General features: G+C 61.3%; 14 protein-coding genes. 6 read left to right on the top strand and 8 right to left on the bottom strand.

Features of this window, described 5'->3' with window-relative positions:
* Positions 1-2: 2 nt before the first annotated feature.
* Positions 3-1,058: an ABC transporter ATP-binding protein gene (locus ACO08A_RS15075; protein WP_422036831.1), complete on the bottom strand. Its 1,056-nt coding sequence runs from the start codon at positions 1,056-1,058 to the stop codon at positions 3-5.
* A gap of 58 nt (positions 1,059-1,116) precedes the next feature.
* Entirely contained in the window at positions 1,117-2,034 is a 918-nt protein-coding gene (locus ACO08A_RS15070; RefSeq protein WP_422036830.1) for a phosphotransferase, read from the bottom strand.
* 254 nt (positions 2,035-2,288) lie between these two features.
* Here ACO08A_RS15070 and ACO08A_RS15065 point away from each other — a divergent pair, with 254 nt between their 5' ends.
* From ACO08A_RS15065 to ACO08A_RS15055, 3 genes are read left to right on the top strand one after another with little or no spacing between them, the layout of a single operon-like run.
* Positions 2,289-3,869, top strand: a complete 1,581-nt coding sequence (locus ACO08A_RS15065) for a trimethylamine methyltransferase family protein (RefSeq protein WP_422036829.1) — start codon at positions 2,289-2,291, stop codon at positions 3,867-3,869.
* Positions 3,870-3,922: 53 nt separating this feature from the next.
* Positions 3,923-6,358: a GcvT family protein gene (locus ACO08A_RS15060; protein ID WP_422036828.1), complete on the top strand. Its 2,436-nt coding sequence runs from the start codon at positions 3,923-3,925 to the stop codon at positions 6,356-6,358.
* Between the two features lie 43 nt (positions 6,359-6,401).
* Complete coding sequence (locus ACO08A_RS15055) at positions 6,402-7,778, top strand: M24 family metallopeptidase (protein ID WP_422036827.1); 1,377 nt, start codon at positions 6,402-6,404, stop codon at positions 7,776-7,778.
* 21 nt (positions 7,779-7,799) lie between these two features.
* Here the strand turns inward: ACO08A_RS15055 and ACO08A_RS15050 are convergent, their stop codons facing one another.
* The 3 genes from ACO08A_RS15050 to ACO08A_RS15040 form a co-directional block, all read right to left on the bottom strand.
* Positions 7,800-8,105 carry a hypothetical protein gene (locus ACO08A_RS15050; RefSeq protein ID WP_422036826.1) on the bottom strand — a complete coding sequence of 102 codons (306 nt, stop codon included), beginning with the start codon at positions 8,103-8,105 and terminating at the stop codon, positions 7,800-7,802.
* Positions 8,106-8,252: 147 nt separating this feature from the next.
* The gene (locus ACO08A_RS15045) at positions 8,253-8,729 is read right to left on the bottom strand and encodes an SRPBCC family protein (RefSeq protein ID WP_422036825.1); all 477 of its coding nucleotides are present in this window, start codon (positions 8,727-8,729) and stop codon (positions 8,253-8,255) included.
* Between the two features lie 26 nt (positions 8,730-8,755).
* A complete protein-coding gene (locus tag ACO08A_RS15040; protein WP_422036824.1) occupies positions 8,756-9,793 on the bottom strand; it encodes a haloalkane dehalogenase in 1,038 nt (345 codons plus the stop codon).
* Between the two features lie 146 nt (positions 9,794-9,939).
* Between ACO08A_RS15040 and ACO08A_RS15035 the strand changes: the two genes are divergently transcribed.
* Positions 9,940-10,821: a LysR family transcriptional regulator gene (locus ACO08A_RS15035; protein ID WP_422036823.1), complete on the top strand. Its 882-nt coding sequence runs from the start codon at positions 9,940-9,942 to the stop codon at positions 10,819-10,821.
* A gap of 21 nt (positions 10,822-10,842) precedes the next feature.
* Here ACO08A_RS15035 and ACO08A_RS15030 read toward each other — a convergent pair whose 3' ends face one another.
* Positions 10,843-11,670, bottom strand: coding sequence for a phosphate/phosphite/phosphonate ABC transporter substrate-binding protein (locus ACO08A_RS15030; protein ID WP_422036822.1), 828 nt, complete (start codon positions 11,668-11,670; stop codon positions 10,843-10,845).
* The gene (locus ACO08A_RS15025; RefSeq protein ID WP_422036821.1) at positions 11,667-12,584 is read right to left on the bottom strand and encodes a fatty acid desaturase; all 918 of its coding nucleotides are present in this window, start codon (positions 12,582-12,584) and stop codon (positions 11,667-11,669) included. Before ACO08A_RS15025 ends, ACO08A_RS15030 begins: the two co-directional genes overlap by 4 nt.
* A 376-nt stretch (positions 12,585-12,960) precedes the next feature.
* On the opposite strand from ACO08A_RS15025, the gene ACO08A_RS15020 reads away from it, so the two are divergent.
* Complete coding sequence (locus tag ACO08A_RS15020) at positions 12,961-14,292, top strand: NAD(P)/FAD-dependent oxidoreductase (RefSeq protein ID WP_422036820.1); 1,332 nt, start codon at positions 12,961-12,963, stop codon at positions 14,290-14,292.
* 115 nt (positions 14,293-14,407) lie between these two features.
* Positions 14,408-15,529, top strand: a complete 1,122-nt coding sequence (locus tag ACO08A_RS15015; RefSeq protein WP_422036819.1) for an ATP-dependent DNA helicase — start codon at positions 14,408-14,410, stop codon at positions 15,527-15,529.
* Here ACO08A_RS15015 and ACO08A_RS15010 read toward each other — a convergent pair.
* On the bottom strand, positions 15,513-16,163 hold the full coding sequence (locus ACO08A_RS15010) for a TetR/AcrR family transcriptional regulator (RefSeq protein WP_422036818.1): 651 nt from the start codon (positions 16,161-16,163) through the stop codon (positions 15,513-15,515). The genes ACO08A_RS15015 and ACO08A_RS15010 overlap by 17 nt on opposite strands.
* Positions 16,164-16,324 lie beyond the last annotated feature (161 nt).

The raw sequence follows: 16,324 nt of genomic DNA, 5'->3' as shown, positions 1-16,324 counted from the left end.
CATCATGGGCACTGGTCTGGCAGCACCCAGCTGCGCGTGACCGCAAGCGGCAGGACGTCGCCCGCCACTGCCTTGGCATGAAGTGTCACAAGCAGCGGGTCTTCGAGCCCGTCGACAGCGACGAACACGTCCCAGGCCCCGCCTCGGTAGACTGTGCGGACAACCGTTCCCTCCAGATCCGGGGTCTCGGCATCGGGAACGAGATGCTCCGGCCGGATGAGAAGCGTCGCGGGTCCGACCGCAGTTCCGGCTGTGCAGTCCGACAGGATCGAGCTGCGTCCAAGCGACACCTTCGCCTGCACACTGATCACATCGTCGACCTGGACCGGCACCAGGGAGCTGCGCCCGATAAATCCGGCAACATGCAGGGAACCCGGACGGCGGTAGATGGCGTCAGGTTCGTCGACCTGCAGGATCTCGCCGTCCCACATCACCGCCACCTTGTCGGCGAGCGCCATCGCCTCACGCTGGTCATGGGTGATGAACAGGGTCGTGGCACCGCTCGCTTCATGAAACGCAGCCAGCTCTTCCTCCATGACGCTGCGCAGATGGGGATCGAGATTGGCGAGCGGTTCATCCATCAGAACGGTTTTCGCACCCTGGGCGAGACAACGGGCAAGCGCCACCCGTTGACGTTGACCGCCCGATAGCTCCGCCGGCTTTCGGCTCGCAAAGGCCGTCAGGGATACGGTCTCCAGACAATCCGAAACCCGCGCAGACACGTCACCACGCTTTTGTCCTGCCGATTCGAGTGGAAAGGCGACATTGCCGGACACACTCATGTGCGGCCAGAGGGCGTAGGACTGGAAGACAACACCGACCTGCCGATGCTCGGGTGCCATATGGAACCCGTTACATGCAACCTCGCTGCCGCCAAGCGCGATGCGTCCCGCATCGATCGGCTCAAGGCCAGCGATGGTGCGCAACAGGGTCGATTTCCCGCAGCCCGACGGGCCCAGAACGACAAAGAAGGTTCCCGTCTCAATGGAGAGCGACACGTCGTTCAGAGCCCTGTGCGGACCGAATGATTTCGAAATTGAAGAAACCGAAATGGACATGCCCTGCGGTTATCGCCCGTCCATGACAGGAAGATTACACGGCAAACTTTTCGAAAGACTACTTGCTTCTGAGCCTGAGCAGCAGATCAACCTCTTCTTCCAGCGCACGCCCATAGGCGCGCGCGGCCGGTGCATTGGTCTGGCCGAGCGTTTCATGCCGGAACAGGCAATAGGCCGCCAGCCGCCAGTGATAGGCGCTCCGCTCTTCCAGGAACCTTTCGGCAGTTTCCTGGTTCGGATAGTGCTTCAGGAACATTTCTTCCGCATAGGCGACCAGGGGATGCAATCCATAAAGCTTCAGGAGACCCGGCGACACGAAGCCGGCAATGTCCTCGACCGGATCGCCATACCCGGCGAATTGCCAGTCGATCATGCGCGCCCCGTCCTCGGTCGATTGGATCGTCCCGAGGCAGAAACTGCGATGCACAAGCACGCGCTTGATCTTCCGCCGTTTGACGGCATCGTCACCCGGCCTCAGCCGCTTGAGGTTCACGGCCTTCCGGCTGTCCGGAATGGCGGCGAGCATCGCATCTCCGTTTTCCAGGACGTCGTGATATCCGGCCGGCACTTCCCGATGTCCGGGCACCGGCTCCTTGAGTTCGGCGATCCGGCCGATCAACTCGGCGGCTTCACCGACATCGATCTGGTCGGTCACCGGCGGCCCGTAGCCATAGACCAGCAAAGGGGTTCCGGACGGGCTTTGGGTGTAGGTTTCCAGCGCAGGCGCAAGGTCGTACCTTGCCAGGAAAGTCAGCGCCTCGGCTTCCTGGTCCGGCAAGGTCGGATAAAGCGGATTGACTTCAGCGCCGGGAAAAAATTCCTTCACCACGAAGATCCGTTCCGGCGTGTCGAGACGCCAGAAACGGCTGGTGTAGTTGACTGGAAGCGGGCGCAGGCGCGCGCTGCCCCAGTCCTTGACCGGCAACAGGCCCTTGAGGAAGGCAAGAAGATCTGAATCGGTGAGCCGTTCGTTCACGCCGGTTGGGTCCACATTCCATTTGACTGATCTCTGATCGCTGTGAAGCTCCAGTTCGTCAAGCTTAACTTTGAAAGAAGTCTGTTGATGGAACCTGGTGCGCGTCCGGCATGTCGGAGTTGAAGCAAAGGCCGTCGTTCTGAGACTGCCCGTAAAAACAGGGCTCTCCGCTACAGTCGGCTCATCCTGCGATCTTGCCGGTCAAGCCACACGGCGACGCAAGACCCGCAAATCGCGAAACAATGGCGGATCGGATGACGGACGAAGCTGGCACTGTTGCCTTGAAAGAAACGGCCACCCCACGGCGCGGTCGCCGCCGCAGGGGCGGAGGCGAAAAGGCGGGACCGGATCTCTTCCCGCAAAAACCCTTCAGGCAGCCGCGGCACATCTTCAAACCGATCGAAGCGATTTCGGCAGACGAACTTGAATCGATCCACGATGCCTCCATGCGCGTGCTGGAAGAAATTGGCATGGACTTCCTCCACGAGGAAGCAAAGGCGATGCTCAAGGCCGCCGGTGCCGAGGTGAAACCGGGCGAAGACCGCGTACGCATGGACCGCGCCATGGTCGAGGAACTGATCGCCAAGGCGCCCGCCGAATTCACGCTTCGCGCCCGCAACCGCAACCACGACCTTCAGATCGGCGGCGACGCGATCGTGTTCTCCTGCGTTGCCAGCACGCCCAATGTCGTCGACCGCGACGGCGGCCGTAGGCCCGGCAACAGGGAGGACTTCCAGAAGCTCCTGAAACTCGGCCAGTTCTTCAACATCATCCATGCGCCGCTCGGCTACCCTGTCGAACCGGTGGACCTTCATGCCTCCATCCGGCACCTGGACTGCATCGCGGACGCGATCCGCCTGACCGACAAGGCCCTCCATCTCTATTCGCTCGGCAAGGAACGCAACCACGACGGCATCGAACTCGCCCGGATTGCCAACCGTCTGACACACGAGGAACTTGTCGACACGCCCTGCACGCTGACCGTGATCAACACGTCCTCTCCGCTGCGCCTCGACACCCCCATGCTTCAAGGCATCATCGAGATGGCCAGGGCCGGGCAGGTGTCCGTCGTCACGCCCTTCACGCTTGCCGGCGCGATGGCACCTGTCACCGTCGCCGGTGCCTTGACACTGCAAAACGCCGAAGCCCTGGCAGGCATTGCCTTCGCGCAGCTTGTCCGTCCGGGAGCACCGGTCATTTATGGTGGCTTCACCTCGAATGTCGACATGAAGTCCGGCGCACCGGCTTTCGGCACGCCGGAATACATGAAGGCGGCACTGGTCAGCGGCCAGCTTGCAAGACGCTACAAGCTGCCGTTCCGCTCCTCCGGTGTCTGCGCGGCCAATACGGTCGACTATCAGGCGGCGCTCGAGACGACGCTGTCGGAATGGGGCGCGATCAATGGCGGCGCCAATCTGATCAAGCATGCCGCCGGCTGGCTTGAAGGCGGCCTGAGTGCCGGCTTCGAGAAATTCATCGCCGACATCGACCTCCTGCAGAAGATCGCCGAATACCTGACCCCTCTGGACGTATCCGAGGCATCCCTTGCCGTCGATGCGATCGAGGACGTGGGGCCTGCGGGCCATTTCTTCGGCACCGAACACACGCAGGCCCGTTACAAGGACGCCTTCTACCCGCCGATCGTGTCGGACTGGCGCAACTATGAGACATGGTCGGAGGCCGGAAGTCCGATCGCCTATGACAAGGCCAACATGCTCTACAAGAAAGCGCTCGAGGCTTACGAGCAGCCGGCCCTCGACCCCGCGATCGACGAGGAAGTCACCGCCTTTGTCGAGCGGCGCAAGGCCGAAGGCGGTGTCCCCACCGATTTCTAGATCATCCTATTGAAGACCCCGCCGCACCCTGGCGGTCAGTCCGGAGCAGACGCATGAAAACTCACACTCAGGTCGTTGTCATTGGTGGCGGCGTTGTCGGCTGCAGTGTTCTTTACCACCTCACCAAACTTGGCTGGAAGGACGTCGTCCTTGTCGAGCGCGACGAGCTCACCTCCGGATCTTCCTGGCACGCGGCCGGGGGCTTCCACACGCTCAACGGCGATCCCAATGTCGCGCAGCTGCAGAGCTACACGGTCGATCTCTACAAGGAACTGGAGGAGATTTCCGGCCAGTCCTGCAGCCTGCATCTGACCGGTGGCGTGATGCTGGCGGACACGCCCGAGCGCATGGACTTTCTGCGCCTCGCCCAGGCCAAGGGCCGGTATCTGGGCATGGAGCTGGAACTGATCTCAGTCCTGGAAGCCAAGGCCATGTTCCCGATGCTCGACGAAAAACACTTCATCGGTGCGCTCTGGGACCCGATCGAAGGCCATCTCGACCCCTCCGGCACGACCCACGCCTATGCCAAGGCCGCGCGGGTGAACGGCGCGACCGTCTACCGGCACACCAAGGTCGAGGAGCTGATGCAGACGCCGGACGGCACCTGGGACGTCGTCACCAGCAAGGGCACCATCCGGGCGGAGCATGTCGTCAATGCCGGCGGCTTGTGGGCGCGCGAATGCGGCCGCATGGTCGGTCTCGAATTGCCCGTACTCGCGATGGAGCACATGTATCTGCTGACCGACGAAATGCCGGAGGTCGTCGCCCACAACGAGGCAACGGGCAAGGAGCTGATCGGCATCCTGGACTTCGGCGGCGAGATCTACACGCGCCAGGAAGGCAAGGGCATGCTGCTGGGAACCTACGAGCAGAACTGCCGTCCGTGGAGCCCGCGCGAGACGCCCTGGGATTTCGGCCATGAACTGCTCGCGCCGGATCTCGACCGTATCGCGCCGGAACTCGAAGTCGGCTTCGAGCACTTCCCGGCGCTGCAGACGGCGGGCATCAAGCAGATCATCAACGGCCCCTTCACCTTCGCCCCCGACGGCAACCCGCTCGTCGGGCCGGTCCGGGGTCTCCGGAATTACTGGGTCGCCTGCGGCGTGATGGCCGGGTTCAGCCAGGGCGGCGGTGTCGGGCTGACACTTGCGAACTGGATGATCAACGGCGATCCCGGCTACGATATCTGGGGCATGGATGTCGCCCGCTACGGCGACTGGGCGACGCTCTCCTATACCAACGCGAAGGTGCAGGAAAACTACCGCCGCCGGTTTCGCATCCGTTTCCCGAACGAGGAACTTCCGGCTGGCCGACCGCATCAGACCACCCCGCTCTATGACCGCATGCTGGCTGAGGGCGCTGTGATGGGAGACAGCTGGGCGCTCGAAACGCCGCTTTGGTTCGCGCCGGAGGGCGTGGAGGCCAAGGATATCTTCTCCTTCCACCGCTCCAACGACTTTGAGCATGTCGCCGCCGAATGCCGCGCGGTGCGCGAGAGTGTCGGCATCACCGAAATCGCCAATTTCGCGAAATACGAGATCAGCGGACCTGGCGCGGAAGCCTACCTGTCGTTGCTGATGACCAACACCATGCCGAAGGTCGGCCGCATCGTGCTGACACCGATGCTCAACGAAAACGGCAAGCTGATCGGAGACTTCACCATCGCGCGCGCCTCCGATGAAACGTTCTACATGTTCGGATCCTCGCAGGCCGAGGTCTATCACATGCGCTGGTTCGAGAAGCACCTTCCGGAAGACGGGTCGGTGACCTTGAAGGCGATCAACCTCGGCTGGGTCGGTCTCTCCATCGCAGGTCCGAATGCACGCAAGGTGCTTGAGAAAGTCACCGGAGAAAACGTATCGGGCACGGCCTTCCGGTTCATGGACTTCCGTGAAATGGACGTGGCCAATGCGCCGTGCAAAGTCAACCGGATCACCTATACCGGTGACCTAGGCTACGAGATCTGGATGACGCCGGAATATGAGCGCCAGGTGTATGAGGCCCTGATGGAGGCCGGGGCCGAATTCGGCATCCGCAATTTCGGCATGCGGGCGCTGCTGTCGCTGCGCCTTGAAAAGAATTTCGGCACCTGGTTCCGCGAATTCCGTCCGATCTACGGGCCGTATGAAGCCGATCTCGGCCGGTTCGTGAAGCTGTCGAAAAACCGCTTCATCGGCCAGGAGGCCGCAAGAACCGAATTCGAGCAAGGCCCTGCGAAGCGGCGCGTCAGCTTTGCTGTCGACGCCTCAGATGCCGACGTCATGGGCGATGAACCGGTCTGGCATGGCGGCAAGGTCATCGGTTGGATTACCTCCGGCGGCTACGCCCATTGGGTGAAGAAGTCTCTGGCCCAGGGATACATCCCCGCAGAGCTTGCCGAAGACACCGGCGAAGGCGCGTTTGAAATCGAAATCCTGGGCGAAATGTGCAAGGCGACCATCCTTCCCGATCCCCCGTTCGATCCGCAAGCCGAACGCATGCGCATGTAAATCACGACAAGGCCCGGCTACACAGGGAGGAGGTGTCAGCGCCATGAACACGGAACATTTTGGCCGCCACAGACGGAAGATCATGCCGGCCGAGCTGCCGCTTCACCCGGGTGATGGGGCGGGCTACGAGGCGCTCGCAGCCTATGCCAGCGAAAAGGCGACGGCGCTGAACAGGCATGTACTCGGCTATGGCGACCTCGCCGAAGCCGAATGGGCCGCACAGGGTCTGGAAGCCCCCGACCTGGACGCCATGCGCGCCTACCGGCTCGCCCGGATCCGCGGGCAGCTCGAAAAATACGACCTGAGCGCCGCCATCCTGTGCGACCCGCTGAATGTCCGCTACGCGACAGACGCAACCAACATGCAGGTCTGGTCGACGCACAACGCCGTCCGCTACACCTTCGTTGCCCTGGACGGACCGGTCGTAGCCTTCGATTTCCACCACTGCGAACACCTGTCCGGGCACAACCTGCTGGTCGACGAAGTCCGCCACGGCATTCCCTGGTTCTACTTCGAAGCCGGCCCGCGCTCAGAGGAACTTGCGCTCAGATGGGCGGACGAGCTCGCCGATCTGGTCAAGACCCATGGCGGCGGCAACCATCGCATTGCGCTCGACAAGGCTCGCCGTGAAGGCGTTGCGGCCTTGCAGGCGCATGGGCTGGAATTCCATGACGGTGAAGAGGTCATGGAACTGGCACGGTCGATCAAGAGCGCCGACGAGATCAAGGCGATGCGCCGCTCGATAGCCTCCTGCGAGGCGGCCATGCGGGAAATGGAAGATGCGCTCGTACCCGGGATGACGGAATGGGACCTCTGGGCCATCCTGCATGCAGGCAACATCAGACGGGGCGGCGAATGGATCGAGACCCAGCTCCTGGCGTCCGGTCCGCGCACCAACCCCTGGTTCCAGGAGGCATCGTCCCGCGTGATGGAGGATGGCGACCTGGTCGCGTTCGACACGGACCTTGTCGGGCCTTACGGCATGTGCTGCGATATTTCCAGAACATGGCTCTGCGGCTCCGGCATGCCGTCCAACGAGCAGCGCAGCCTCTACCAGATGGCCCATGAGCAGATCGAGGCCAATATCGGCATGCTCGCACCTGGACGTACTTTTCGCGAGCTGTCACACAAGGCCGTGAGCTTGCCGGACGACTATCTTGCAAACCGGTATTCCGTGCTCTTTCACGGGGTCGGCCTGTGCGATGAATACCCGGCGGTACCCTATCCGTCCGACTGGGAAAGCGGCGGCTATGATGGCAGCCTTGAGCCCGGAATGGTCGTTTGCGTGGAGAGTTATGTCGGCCGGCACGGTGGCCACGAAGGCGTGAAGCTTGAAGAACAGCTTCTGATCACCGACAGGGGATACGAGCGCCTCAGCACCTATCCCTACGACGAAAGACTGCTGGGCCGTTCAACATGACGGCCCGGCAATCGGATTCGCTCACTTCAGGCGCAGGACCTTCGATCCCAGTCCGCGGGAGTAGTCGTCGCGGGTGAAGACGACGACATTCGTTTCGCGCACTTCGGTCATTTTGAGGTCAAGCGGCGTTTTCCCTTCCGGGTTGACGATCACTTTGCGGGTCGGCGGCAGACCCCGGAAAACCAGCACACCGGCTTCCTTGGTGACGATCGCCCCGTAGGGTTCGTCGTGCACGATGCGGGTGGTGCCGCTCTCGGCATATGCGGCGGTTGAAACAACCGCAAGAAGACCTGCTGCGGCAACGACTGATTTGAAAACCGTTTTCATGACGCACTCACTGTTAACTATTGAGTTACCGAGAATCGTAACGCCTTGTTAACTTTTGCGCCAGCATTTCAGCCGAATTCACCAGAAAAGTGTGTCACCAAAAAAGAACATCGTTAACGAATGTCTTAAAATGACACACTTCAATACTCAGGCAGCCACCTTCGGATGAACCTCGACACCTTTTTCAACAAAACCGGCATTTGCCGACAACAGATCCGACAGGCCCTTCCTGAACTGCGACTTCATCAGGGGCGTCATCAGCCACCCGACCGGTCCGAATTTCGGCGTGAAGGTGATCCGCATGGTCACACGGCTCCGATCGGGAGACAGCGCCTCGAAATCCAGGGTCACGACGGCCTTCTTGAGCGGCAGGTTGGCGTCGAAGATATCGACGACGATATGCTCCTCCGGCTGATAGCCGATGATCCGTTCCTTGAGATAGGTTTTCCCGTCGATGTGCCTGCAGATGCGCTCGGCGCCCATGCCGGTCGGTACGCTCCTTGGAAGGAGCGGCGACTGGTTGATGACGGGATTGAACCTGTAGATCTCGTCGAAACTGTCCCAGCTGCGCCAGAGATCGGCCAGCGGGGCATTCACATCCTGCTTGACGACGACTTCCGCCATTGTTTCCTCCTGTGTTTTGAACGAGATCAGATCCTGCGCAGCCAGTCGGCAATGCCCTGCCCGATGACATGCGGATGATCCTCCTGCAGAAAATGCGATCCGGCTCCGACGAAACGCGCTTCGATGTTGACAACATTCGCCGCCAGGTAGTCCGCGACGGGCTTCGGCATCAAGGCTCCCGGTTCGGCATAGAACATCAGCTTGGGGATCTGGCTCGACAGCAGCCATTCACCGTTGAGCCTCACCTCTTCGACAACGTCGGCGGGCTTGCCTTCGATCGGCACCTCGCGCGGCCAGGCAAGGACCGGCTTGCGGCTTTCAGGTGTCGGAAAGGGTTTGCGGTAGTGATCCATCTCAGCCTCGGACATGGCGCGCACGACACCCATTTGCGGCAGCACGAACTCGACGAAGAAGTTCTGGTTGAGCACCATGTCGGCACCCTTGTCGCTGTGCATCAGTCGGAAGAAGTCGGCTAGCGGTCCGGGCATGTCGTCGAACGATGCGACCGGCAGCACCGGTGGCACGATGGCTTCCAGGAAGACCAGACCGGATATGCGCTCCGGGTTCAGGCGGGCATAGCGCATGCCGAGCGCCGACCCCCAGTCATGAACCACCAGGATGGCGTCGGTCAGATCCAGCTGATCGAGGAACGTGTCGAGATACCGCGCATGATCCTCGAACCGGTAGCCGCTGTCCGGCTTGCCGCTGTCACCCATGCCGATCAGATCGGGGGCAATGGTCCGGTATCCGTCCGATACGTGCGGAATGATGTTGCGCCAAAGGTAGGAAGAGGTTGGATTTCCGTGCAGAAACACCACCGGCCGCCCTTCACCCTCGTCGACATAGGCGATGCTTGAATCGAGAACCGGCATCTCTTTCTTCCGGAAGGGAAACGCGGTGCCGATCGGCACACCGTAGGGCGCCGCGGGATCGGAGCCCAGCGACTTCTCAGTCTGTTGTGCAGCTGCCGGAAGCGCGGGTATCAGCGCCAGGGCCGCTCCGCCGGTCGCTGCGCCTTTGAGCAGGGCGCGCCGCCCAAGACCGGTTTTGGTTTCCACTGTCATTCTCGATCCACCTTTGTCAGTTACCGGAAACCGCGCTGATTGCGCGTCCGGGTGAGAATGTGGCGGATTGATTTTTAAATGGAATACACCCAAATTCACCAGAGCGGATAAAAAACGATCCACCAGGGGACAAGCGGGAGTTTGACATGAAGCCGGATCTTGATTGGGATCACGTGCGCACGTTTCTTGCCGCCGTGCGCTGCGGCAGTTTCAGACAGGCCGCCGAGAAACTCGGGGTCAATCACGGCACCGTACACAGGGCCATTTCCGCGCTGGAAACAAGCCTGGGGACACGCGTCTTCGACCGGACAACAAGCGGCCTGCAACTGACTCAATCAGGCGAGGCACTGATCGAGCCGGCGGAGGAAATGGAGACCCAGGCCAACACGATCACGCGGAAACTCTCGGGTCTGGATCTGGAACCGGCGGGGACAGTTCGCCTCAGCCTGCCCCCGGCCCTGTCGCACGGGTTGCTGTCCGACATGCTGTTTGCGTTTTCAGAGCAGTTTCCGGAAATCTCGGTCCGCACGATTTCGACAAACCGCGTCTCCGACCTGCAGCGCCTGGAAACCGATATTTCCCTGCGGGTGGCCCGCAACGTCGACGAAGACGTCCTCGGCCGGAAACTCCTGACCTTCGTTCAGGCCGTCTATGCGGCGCCCGGTTATCTGCGAAGGCACGGGGATCTGCTTGCGACCGGCGGCAAGGGCGCGCACTGGATCGCCTGGAGCGAATTGCAGGACTGGGTGGCCGAAAGCCCGTTTCCGAACGCAACGGTCCGGCACGTCCTTCCCGAGGTGTCCATGCAGATCGAAGCGGCCGCGAAACAGCTCGGGCTGATCAAGATCCCCGCCTTCACCGGCGATGCCGATCCGCGTCTCGTGCGCGTGCCGGATGTGCCGCTGCAGCCGGGCTATCCGGTCTGGCTTCTGTATCACCGGGACTTGCGCCGGGTGGCCAGGGTGCGCGCCTTCGTCGACTTCGCGATCGCGTATTTTTCGAAGAACGAGCGGCTTTTCACCGAGTAGCCCCAAGAGTCTCGAACAGTGTCAGGTGAGCTCCGGGTAGCCGCGTCTTGCCGCCTCGCGTTCCATTTCAAGGATCGGTGCGTAGTCCGCTTCCGATACGGGCGAAAATCCATTGATGAGGAGCGTGTCCCGGTCTTCAGCAAACGCGGCGTCTGCAAAAATGGCTTGCACGGCAACCGCGATTTTTTCGGCGTCAGCCTCCGAGAACCTCAGCGATGTCACAAGCGGAAGACATGGAACGGAACCGGTCCGGCCGATTGACCGGAGCCGCGAGACAAGATCGGGCAATTCCCGGCAGGCAAGCGCCCAGCAGACCGCATCGACGCTTGCGATGTCGGCCATACCCTCTGCAACGGCGTGCAGGGACGCCAGATGACCGCCGCTCTCTTTCACGCATGAAAAGAACGGTGCACCGCCGGCGATCCGGGACACCTCATGCCGAAAGACGTTCATGCCCGACTGGCTGTCAGGCCCGTTATAGACCGCCCGGCTGCCCTGCAGATCGGCAAGCGTTTGGTGGCCGCTGTCCCGGGCCACGACAAGATACGAACAATAGCGTCCGCCGTCGCAGCCGTCGGCGGCATAGTGGGGAACGCCGACGGGCCGCACACGGCCGGAAAGCGCATGCGTCAGCGGATAGCCGCAGGTCTGGCTGAGGAGCAGGCCCGGCTGAAGCCAGTCGACCTCGAGACCCCGCTCCTCCGGCCAGGGGACGCAGTCGGAGGAGGGAAGTCCGAGTGTGCCGGCAAGGGCGTCCTGCAACGCGGTTTCCAGACGCTCGGTCGCGGCCCTGACCTGCGGCCAGTCATACATGGGCAACCGGACAGGGTGATAGCTCCGGCGGTTCACCTGTCGGCCTCACCCGCAGGCCGGCGTCTCAAGGGATGTGCGACCGGTTCCTTGACCTTGAAGAGGAAATTTGCGGCAAGCTGCAGGTAACTCCTGAACACATATCCCTCGTTGCGTTGCTGCCAGGTCTGTTTGTTTGCGCGGTACATCGCCGGCAGGTCATACCACGCCGCACGCGGATGGGCGTGATGGACAACATGAAGATTGTTGTTGAGGAACAGAAGCGAGAACAGCGGGCAGAATTCCACGATGATCGAGCGGGCTTCTGCGCTGTCATGGGCCCGGTGTTCGGCGTAGGTGCGCAGCATCAGAAGGCTCATCGCGGGATAGGAGATGCAGCAGACATAGAGCCAGAGCGGCATCCCGCCGACCAGGGTGATGAAGACCACGACCGGAACAGCGCCCGCAATGTGATGCAGCCAGGCGCGCAGGACAATCTTGTCCCCGGCGCGGATCATCCTCAGCTCGGAACCGAGAAAACCGATGACCGACACGAGCGGACCGATCAGCAGACGGCCGAGCAGGGTATTGTTGACCGTCAGCACTGCTTGAAGGAAAGCGGGCAGTTTCTGCCAGTCCGACCACGCCATGTAGAAGGTTTCGGGATCATCATAGGGATCGGTCAGCCGGTCATTGTTGTGGTGACGCAAATGCAGCGACTTGAAACGGCGGTAGGGAATGAAGAGCCCAAGCGAGCAATAGACCAGCGCCTCGTTCACTGCCGGGTTGCGTGTCGGATGACCATGCAGAACTTCATGCTGCAGCGACGATTGCAGGGTGACCACAAGAACCGCAAGCGGACATACGATCCATCCACCCAGCGATGTGTAGTTGCCGATCAGCAGCATCCATGCTGCCGCGGCCGTCAGAATCAAGGCCAGCGTCGGCCATTCGCGAAAGCTTGCCCGCGTCAAGTGTTACTCCAAATTGTTGAAAGAACCGGCAAATCCGGTGCCCAAAACCAGCATGCCCAATGACGGCCACCGCTGCAATTTGAGAGTTTAGAACAAAATCAGCATACTTTCGCAAAGTCATCAGATTGTTGAAATAAATAAACAATGCGTTTTTTTATGATCATTTCGCGCAGTTTGTCATCATGCATGCCTGTTTCGGAACACTGGATGGCGGATTTTATTCTGGACAAACCGGACGCCATCGCCTGACCTGAGGATCTTGTCCACATGCAGCATGCTGTCAGACCGGTCCTTCAGGAAACAGCCGTGCATCCGTGTGCCGCGAGACCGACCGCCCGCCCCGCCCGAAATTCGCAGATCAATGGAAATCGAACATATGCCCGCCAGTCAAACCGACCCGACCCGCACCCCGCAAACCTATGATGTGATCATTATCGGGGCCGGTGTCATCGGCTGCGCAATCGCCTACAACATGGCCCGGGACGGCATGAAGACATTGAATGTCGACGCTCTGCCCGCGGCCGGTTACGGATCGACGTCAAGTTCCGCGGCCGTGATCCGCACCTACTATTCCACGCTCGATGGCACCGCGATGGCCTATGATGGCTATCACGACTGGAAACACTGGCCCGAAACGCTTGGAGCGTCTTCAGACGAAGGTCTGGCCCGCTTTGTCCAGACCGGAACGCTGATCATGAAAACGGCGTCCAACAACCTGGACAATGTCCTCAAACACGCCGACACGCTCGGGATCACCTACGAGATCTGGACGCCGGACCAGATCGAGGAAAGCATGCCCGGTTACAATCTGGAGTGCTTTTCCCCGGTCAAGACGATGGACGATGATGCCTTTGGCACGCCGACGGGCGGACGCATCGAGGGCGGTGTGTTTTTTCACGCTGGCGGCTACGTCGACGACCCGCAGATTGCGGCCCGCAACCTGAAGGACGCCGCCGCTGAGCTCGGAGCGGAGTTTCTGTTCAACACCCGCATCGCCAGGATCCCGGCGGAAGACAACCGGGTGACAGGTGTTGTCTCGGACCAGGGCAGCGTCTTCCGTGCGCCCGTCGTGATCAACGCGGCCGGCCCGCATTCAGGCAAGGTCAACGGCCTTCTGGACGGCGATGCAGGCGTCAGGATCGGCCACAGGCCGCTGCGGCAGGAAGTCGTGCAGATCACGCCTCCGGAAACGCTCGGCTATTCGCGGGAAGGCATGCTGATCGCCGACAACGACATCGGTGTCTACATCAAGCCCGGCAGCGGCGGGCAGTTGATGATCGGCAGCCTGAACCCGCCCTGCGATGAACATATCGTGGAAGATCCGGATGATTTCCGCAGGGATCTGACCGACCGGGCGCTGACCTACGCCTACCGGTTGTCGCAGCGCCTTCCCAGTCTCGGCGTCTCGCAGCATCCCCTTGGTGTCGCCGACCTCTACGATGCGACCGACGATTGGCTGCCGGTCTATGACCGGAGCGATGTCGACGGTTATTATCTGGCCATCGGCACCAGCGGCAACCAGTTCAAGAATGCCATCGTCGCCGGCCGCCTCATGACACGGCTGGTCGCCTATTGCGAAGACGGCAACGATCACGACAGCGCCCCGCTGCAATTCCGACTGAAACACATCGATCACACGCTCAATGCGGCGACCTTCTCCCGCAAGCGCGAGCTGACGAAGGAGAGTTCGTTCTCCGTTCTCGGTTAGGGTCCTGACCCTAGGATCGCGGGCCGGCGCATCAAGTACCGGCCGGAATTCGCGCTTGGAGGAATCGGACAAATCAGGTTAAGCAACCGGGTCCGCAATTCTCGGGAGCACATCCGTGGCCTGGTCCCCGCAACAAGACGACGCACTCAACGAAGCCGCTGCGTGGCTCAAGCGCGGTGACCGGCAGGTCTTCCGGCTGTTCGGCTACGCCGGGACCGGCAAGACAACCCTGGCGCGGCACCTTGCCGAGGACATCGACGGTGATGTCTGCTTCGGCGCCTTTACCGGCAAGGCCGCCCATGTCCTTCGGCAGAAGGGCTGCGAAGATGCCGGTACGATCCATTCCCTCATCTATCGCCCTCGCTCCGCCAAGGAAGAAGTGGACCTGGACGACGATGAAGAGGACAGTGGCCCGCAATTCGCCATCAAGCGGGACAGCGCCGCCGCAACCGCAAAACTGATCGTGATTGACGAGTGCTCCATGGTTGACGAGGAACTCGGCAAGGACCTCCTGTCCTTCGGCACCCCTGTTCTCGTACTTGGCGATCCCGCGCAGCTGCCACCGGTGAAGGGGGGCGGATTTTTCACCGAGGCCGAGCCGGACGTCATGCTGACCGAGGTCCACCGGCAGGCCCAGGACAATCCGATCGTCCGCATGTCCATGACGATCCGGGATGGCGGCAAGCTGGACTATGGCATCTACGGCGAGAGCAAGGTCATCCACCGGACCGAGATCGACAAGGATCAGATCCTCTCCTCCGATCAGGTCCTGGTCGGCACCAACAAGACACGGCGCCTTTACAATGGCCGCATTCGCGAGCTCAAGAATTTCACCACACCGATGCCGGCGGTCGGCGACAAGCTGGTCTGCCTGCGCAACGACAAGACCAAGGGCCTGTTGAACGGCGGCCTGTGGGCGGTCAAGCGGCTGCGTCAGCCGCGCGGCAATACGCTCCGCTTCGATGTTGTCTCGGAAGAAGACATCGCCAGAACCACCGTGAAGGTGAAGGTCCTGCCGGCCATGTTCGAGGATGGTGCGGAGAGTATCCCCTATGCGATCCGGCGCAAGGCGGACGAATTCGACTACGGCTATGCACTCACGGTGCACAAGGCACAGGGCTCGCAATGGGACGACGTCATCCTGTTTGACGAGAGCTGGGCGTTTCGGGAGCACAAGAGCCGCTGGCTCTACACCGCCGTCACGCGCGCGGCCGAGCGCATTACTGTCGTAAAGTAGGCAGGCTGAATGCGTCGCCGTCGAAAACCGTCTCCGGATCGCGGATCGGCAGGGCACGCAATCCCGTCTCGACGAAGGTCTTCAGGTCTGGTTCGCTGATGCCGCTCCGTCCCAGCATCGCGATGGCTGAAAACTGTCCGTCAAGAAAGGTCGCCGCACTGTCGATATCCGCGTCGGGCGCCATTTCGCCGGCGGCCGCGGCCTTGAGCAGCCGGTCCCGGATTGCCGCGTAGCGGGATTCCCGCAGCCCGTTCACGACCTCGCGGTGGCGCTCGGTGCCATAAGTGCAGTCGACGATGGCGTTGACCAGAAAACAGCCTGAGGGGGTATTCCTGTCCAGCGTTAGGTCCGCAATCGCTCCCAGGAAATCCCTGAAATCGTCGACCACGTGCTTCCGCGATTCCTGGAGCCGCGCGAACACGGGTCCGCCATAGGTCTCGAAATAATGCAACAGCGCTTTTTCGAACAGGGCTTCCTTGTCCCCGAACGCCGCGTAAAGTCCAGGCTTCGCCATGCCCGAGGCTTCGGCGAGATCGTTCATGGACGTGCCGGAGTACCCGTTTTGCCAGAATGCGGCCATGACGGATTGCAGGGCATCCTTGGCCTGTATTTTCCTTGGCCGTCCACGTGCCATCTTGCGCTTTCCCTTTTGCCACACAGCCGGTTGATCGCGACCACGGATCAGTCCGGAAGCTGTACACGTCCCCCGACGCATGCCTATACGCTGCACAACCTTAAAGTCGATCACGACAACTTTGCAAAAGAATAGCGCCAATCAGGTACTGCAAAATCCGC

The sequence above is a fragment of the Roseibium sp. genome (assembly GCF_965232425.1).
Lineage (GTDB): Bacteria > Pseudomonadota > Alphaproteobacteria > Rhizobiales > Stappiaceae > Roseibium.
Note: the sequence above shows the minus strand (reverse complement) of the source record. Positions and strands in the feature narration are given on the sequence as shown.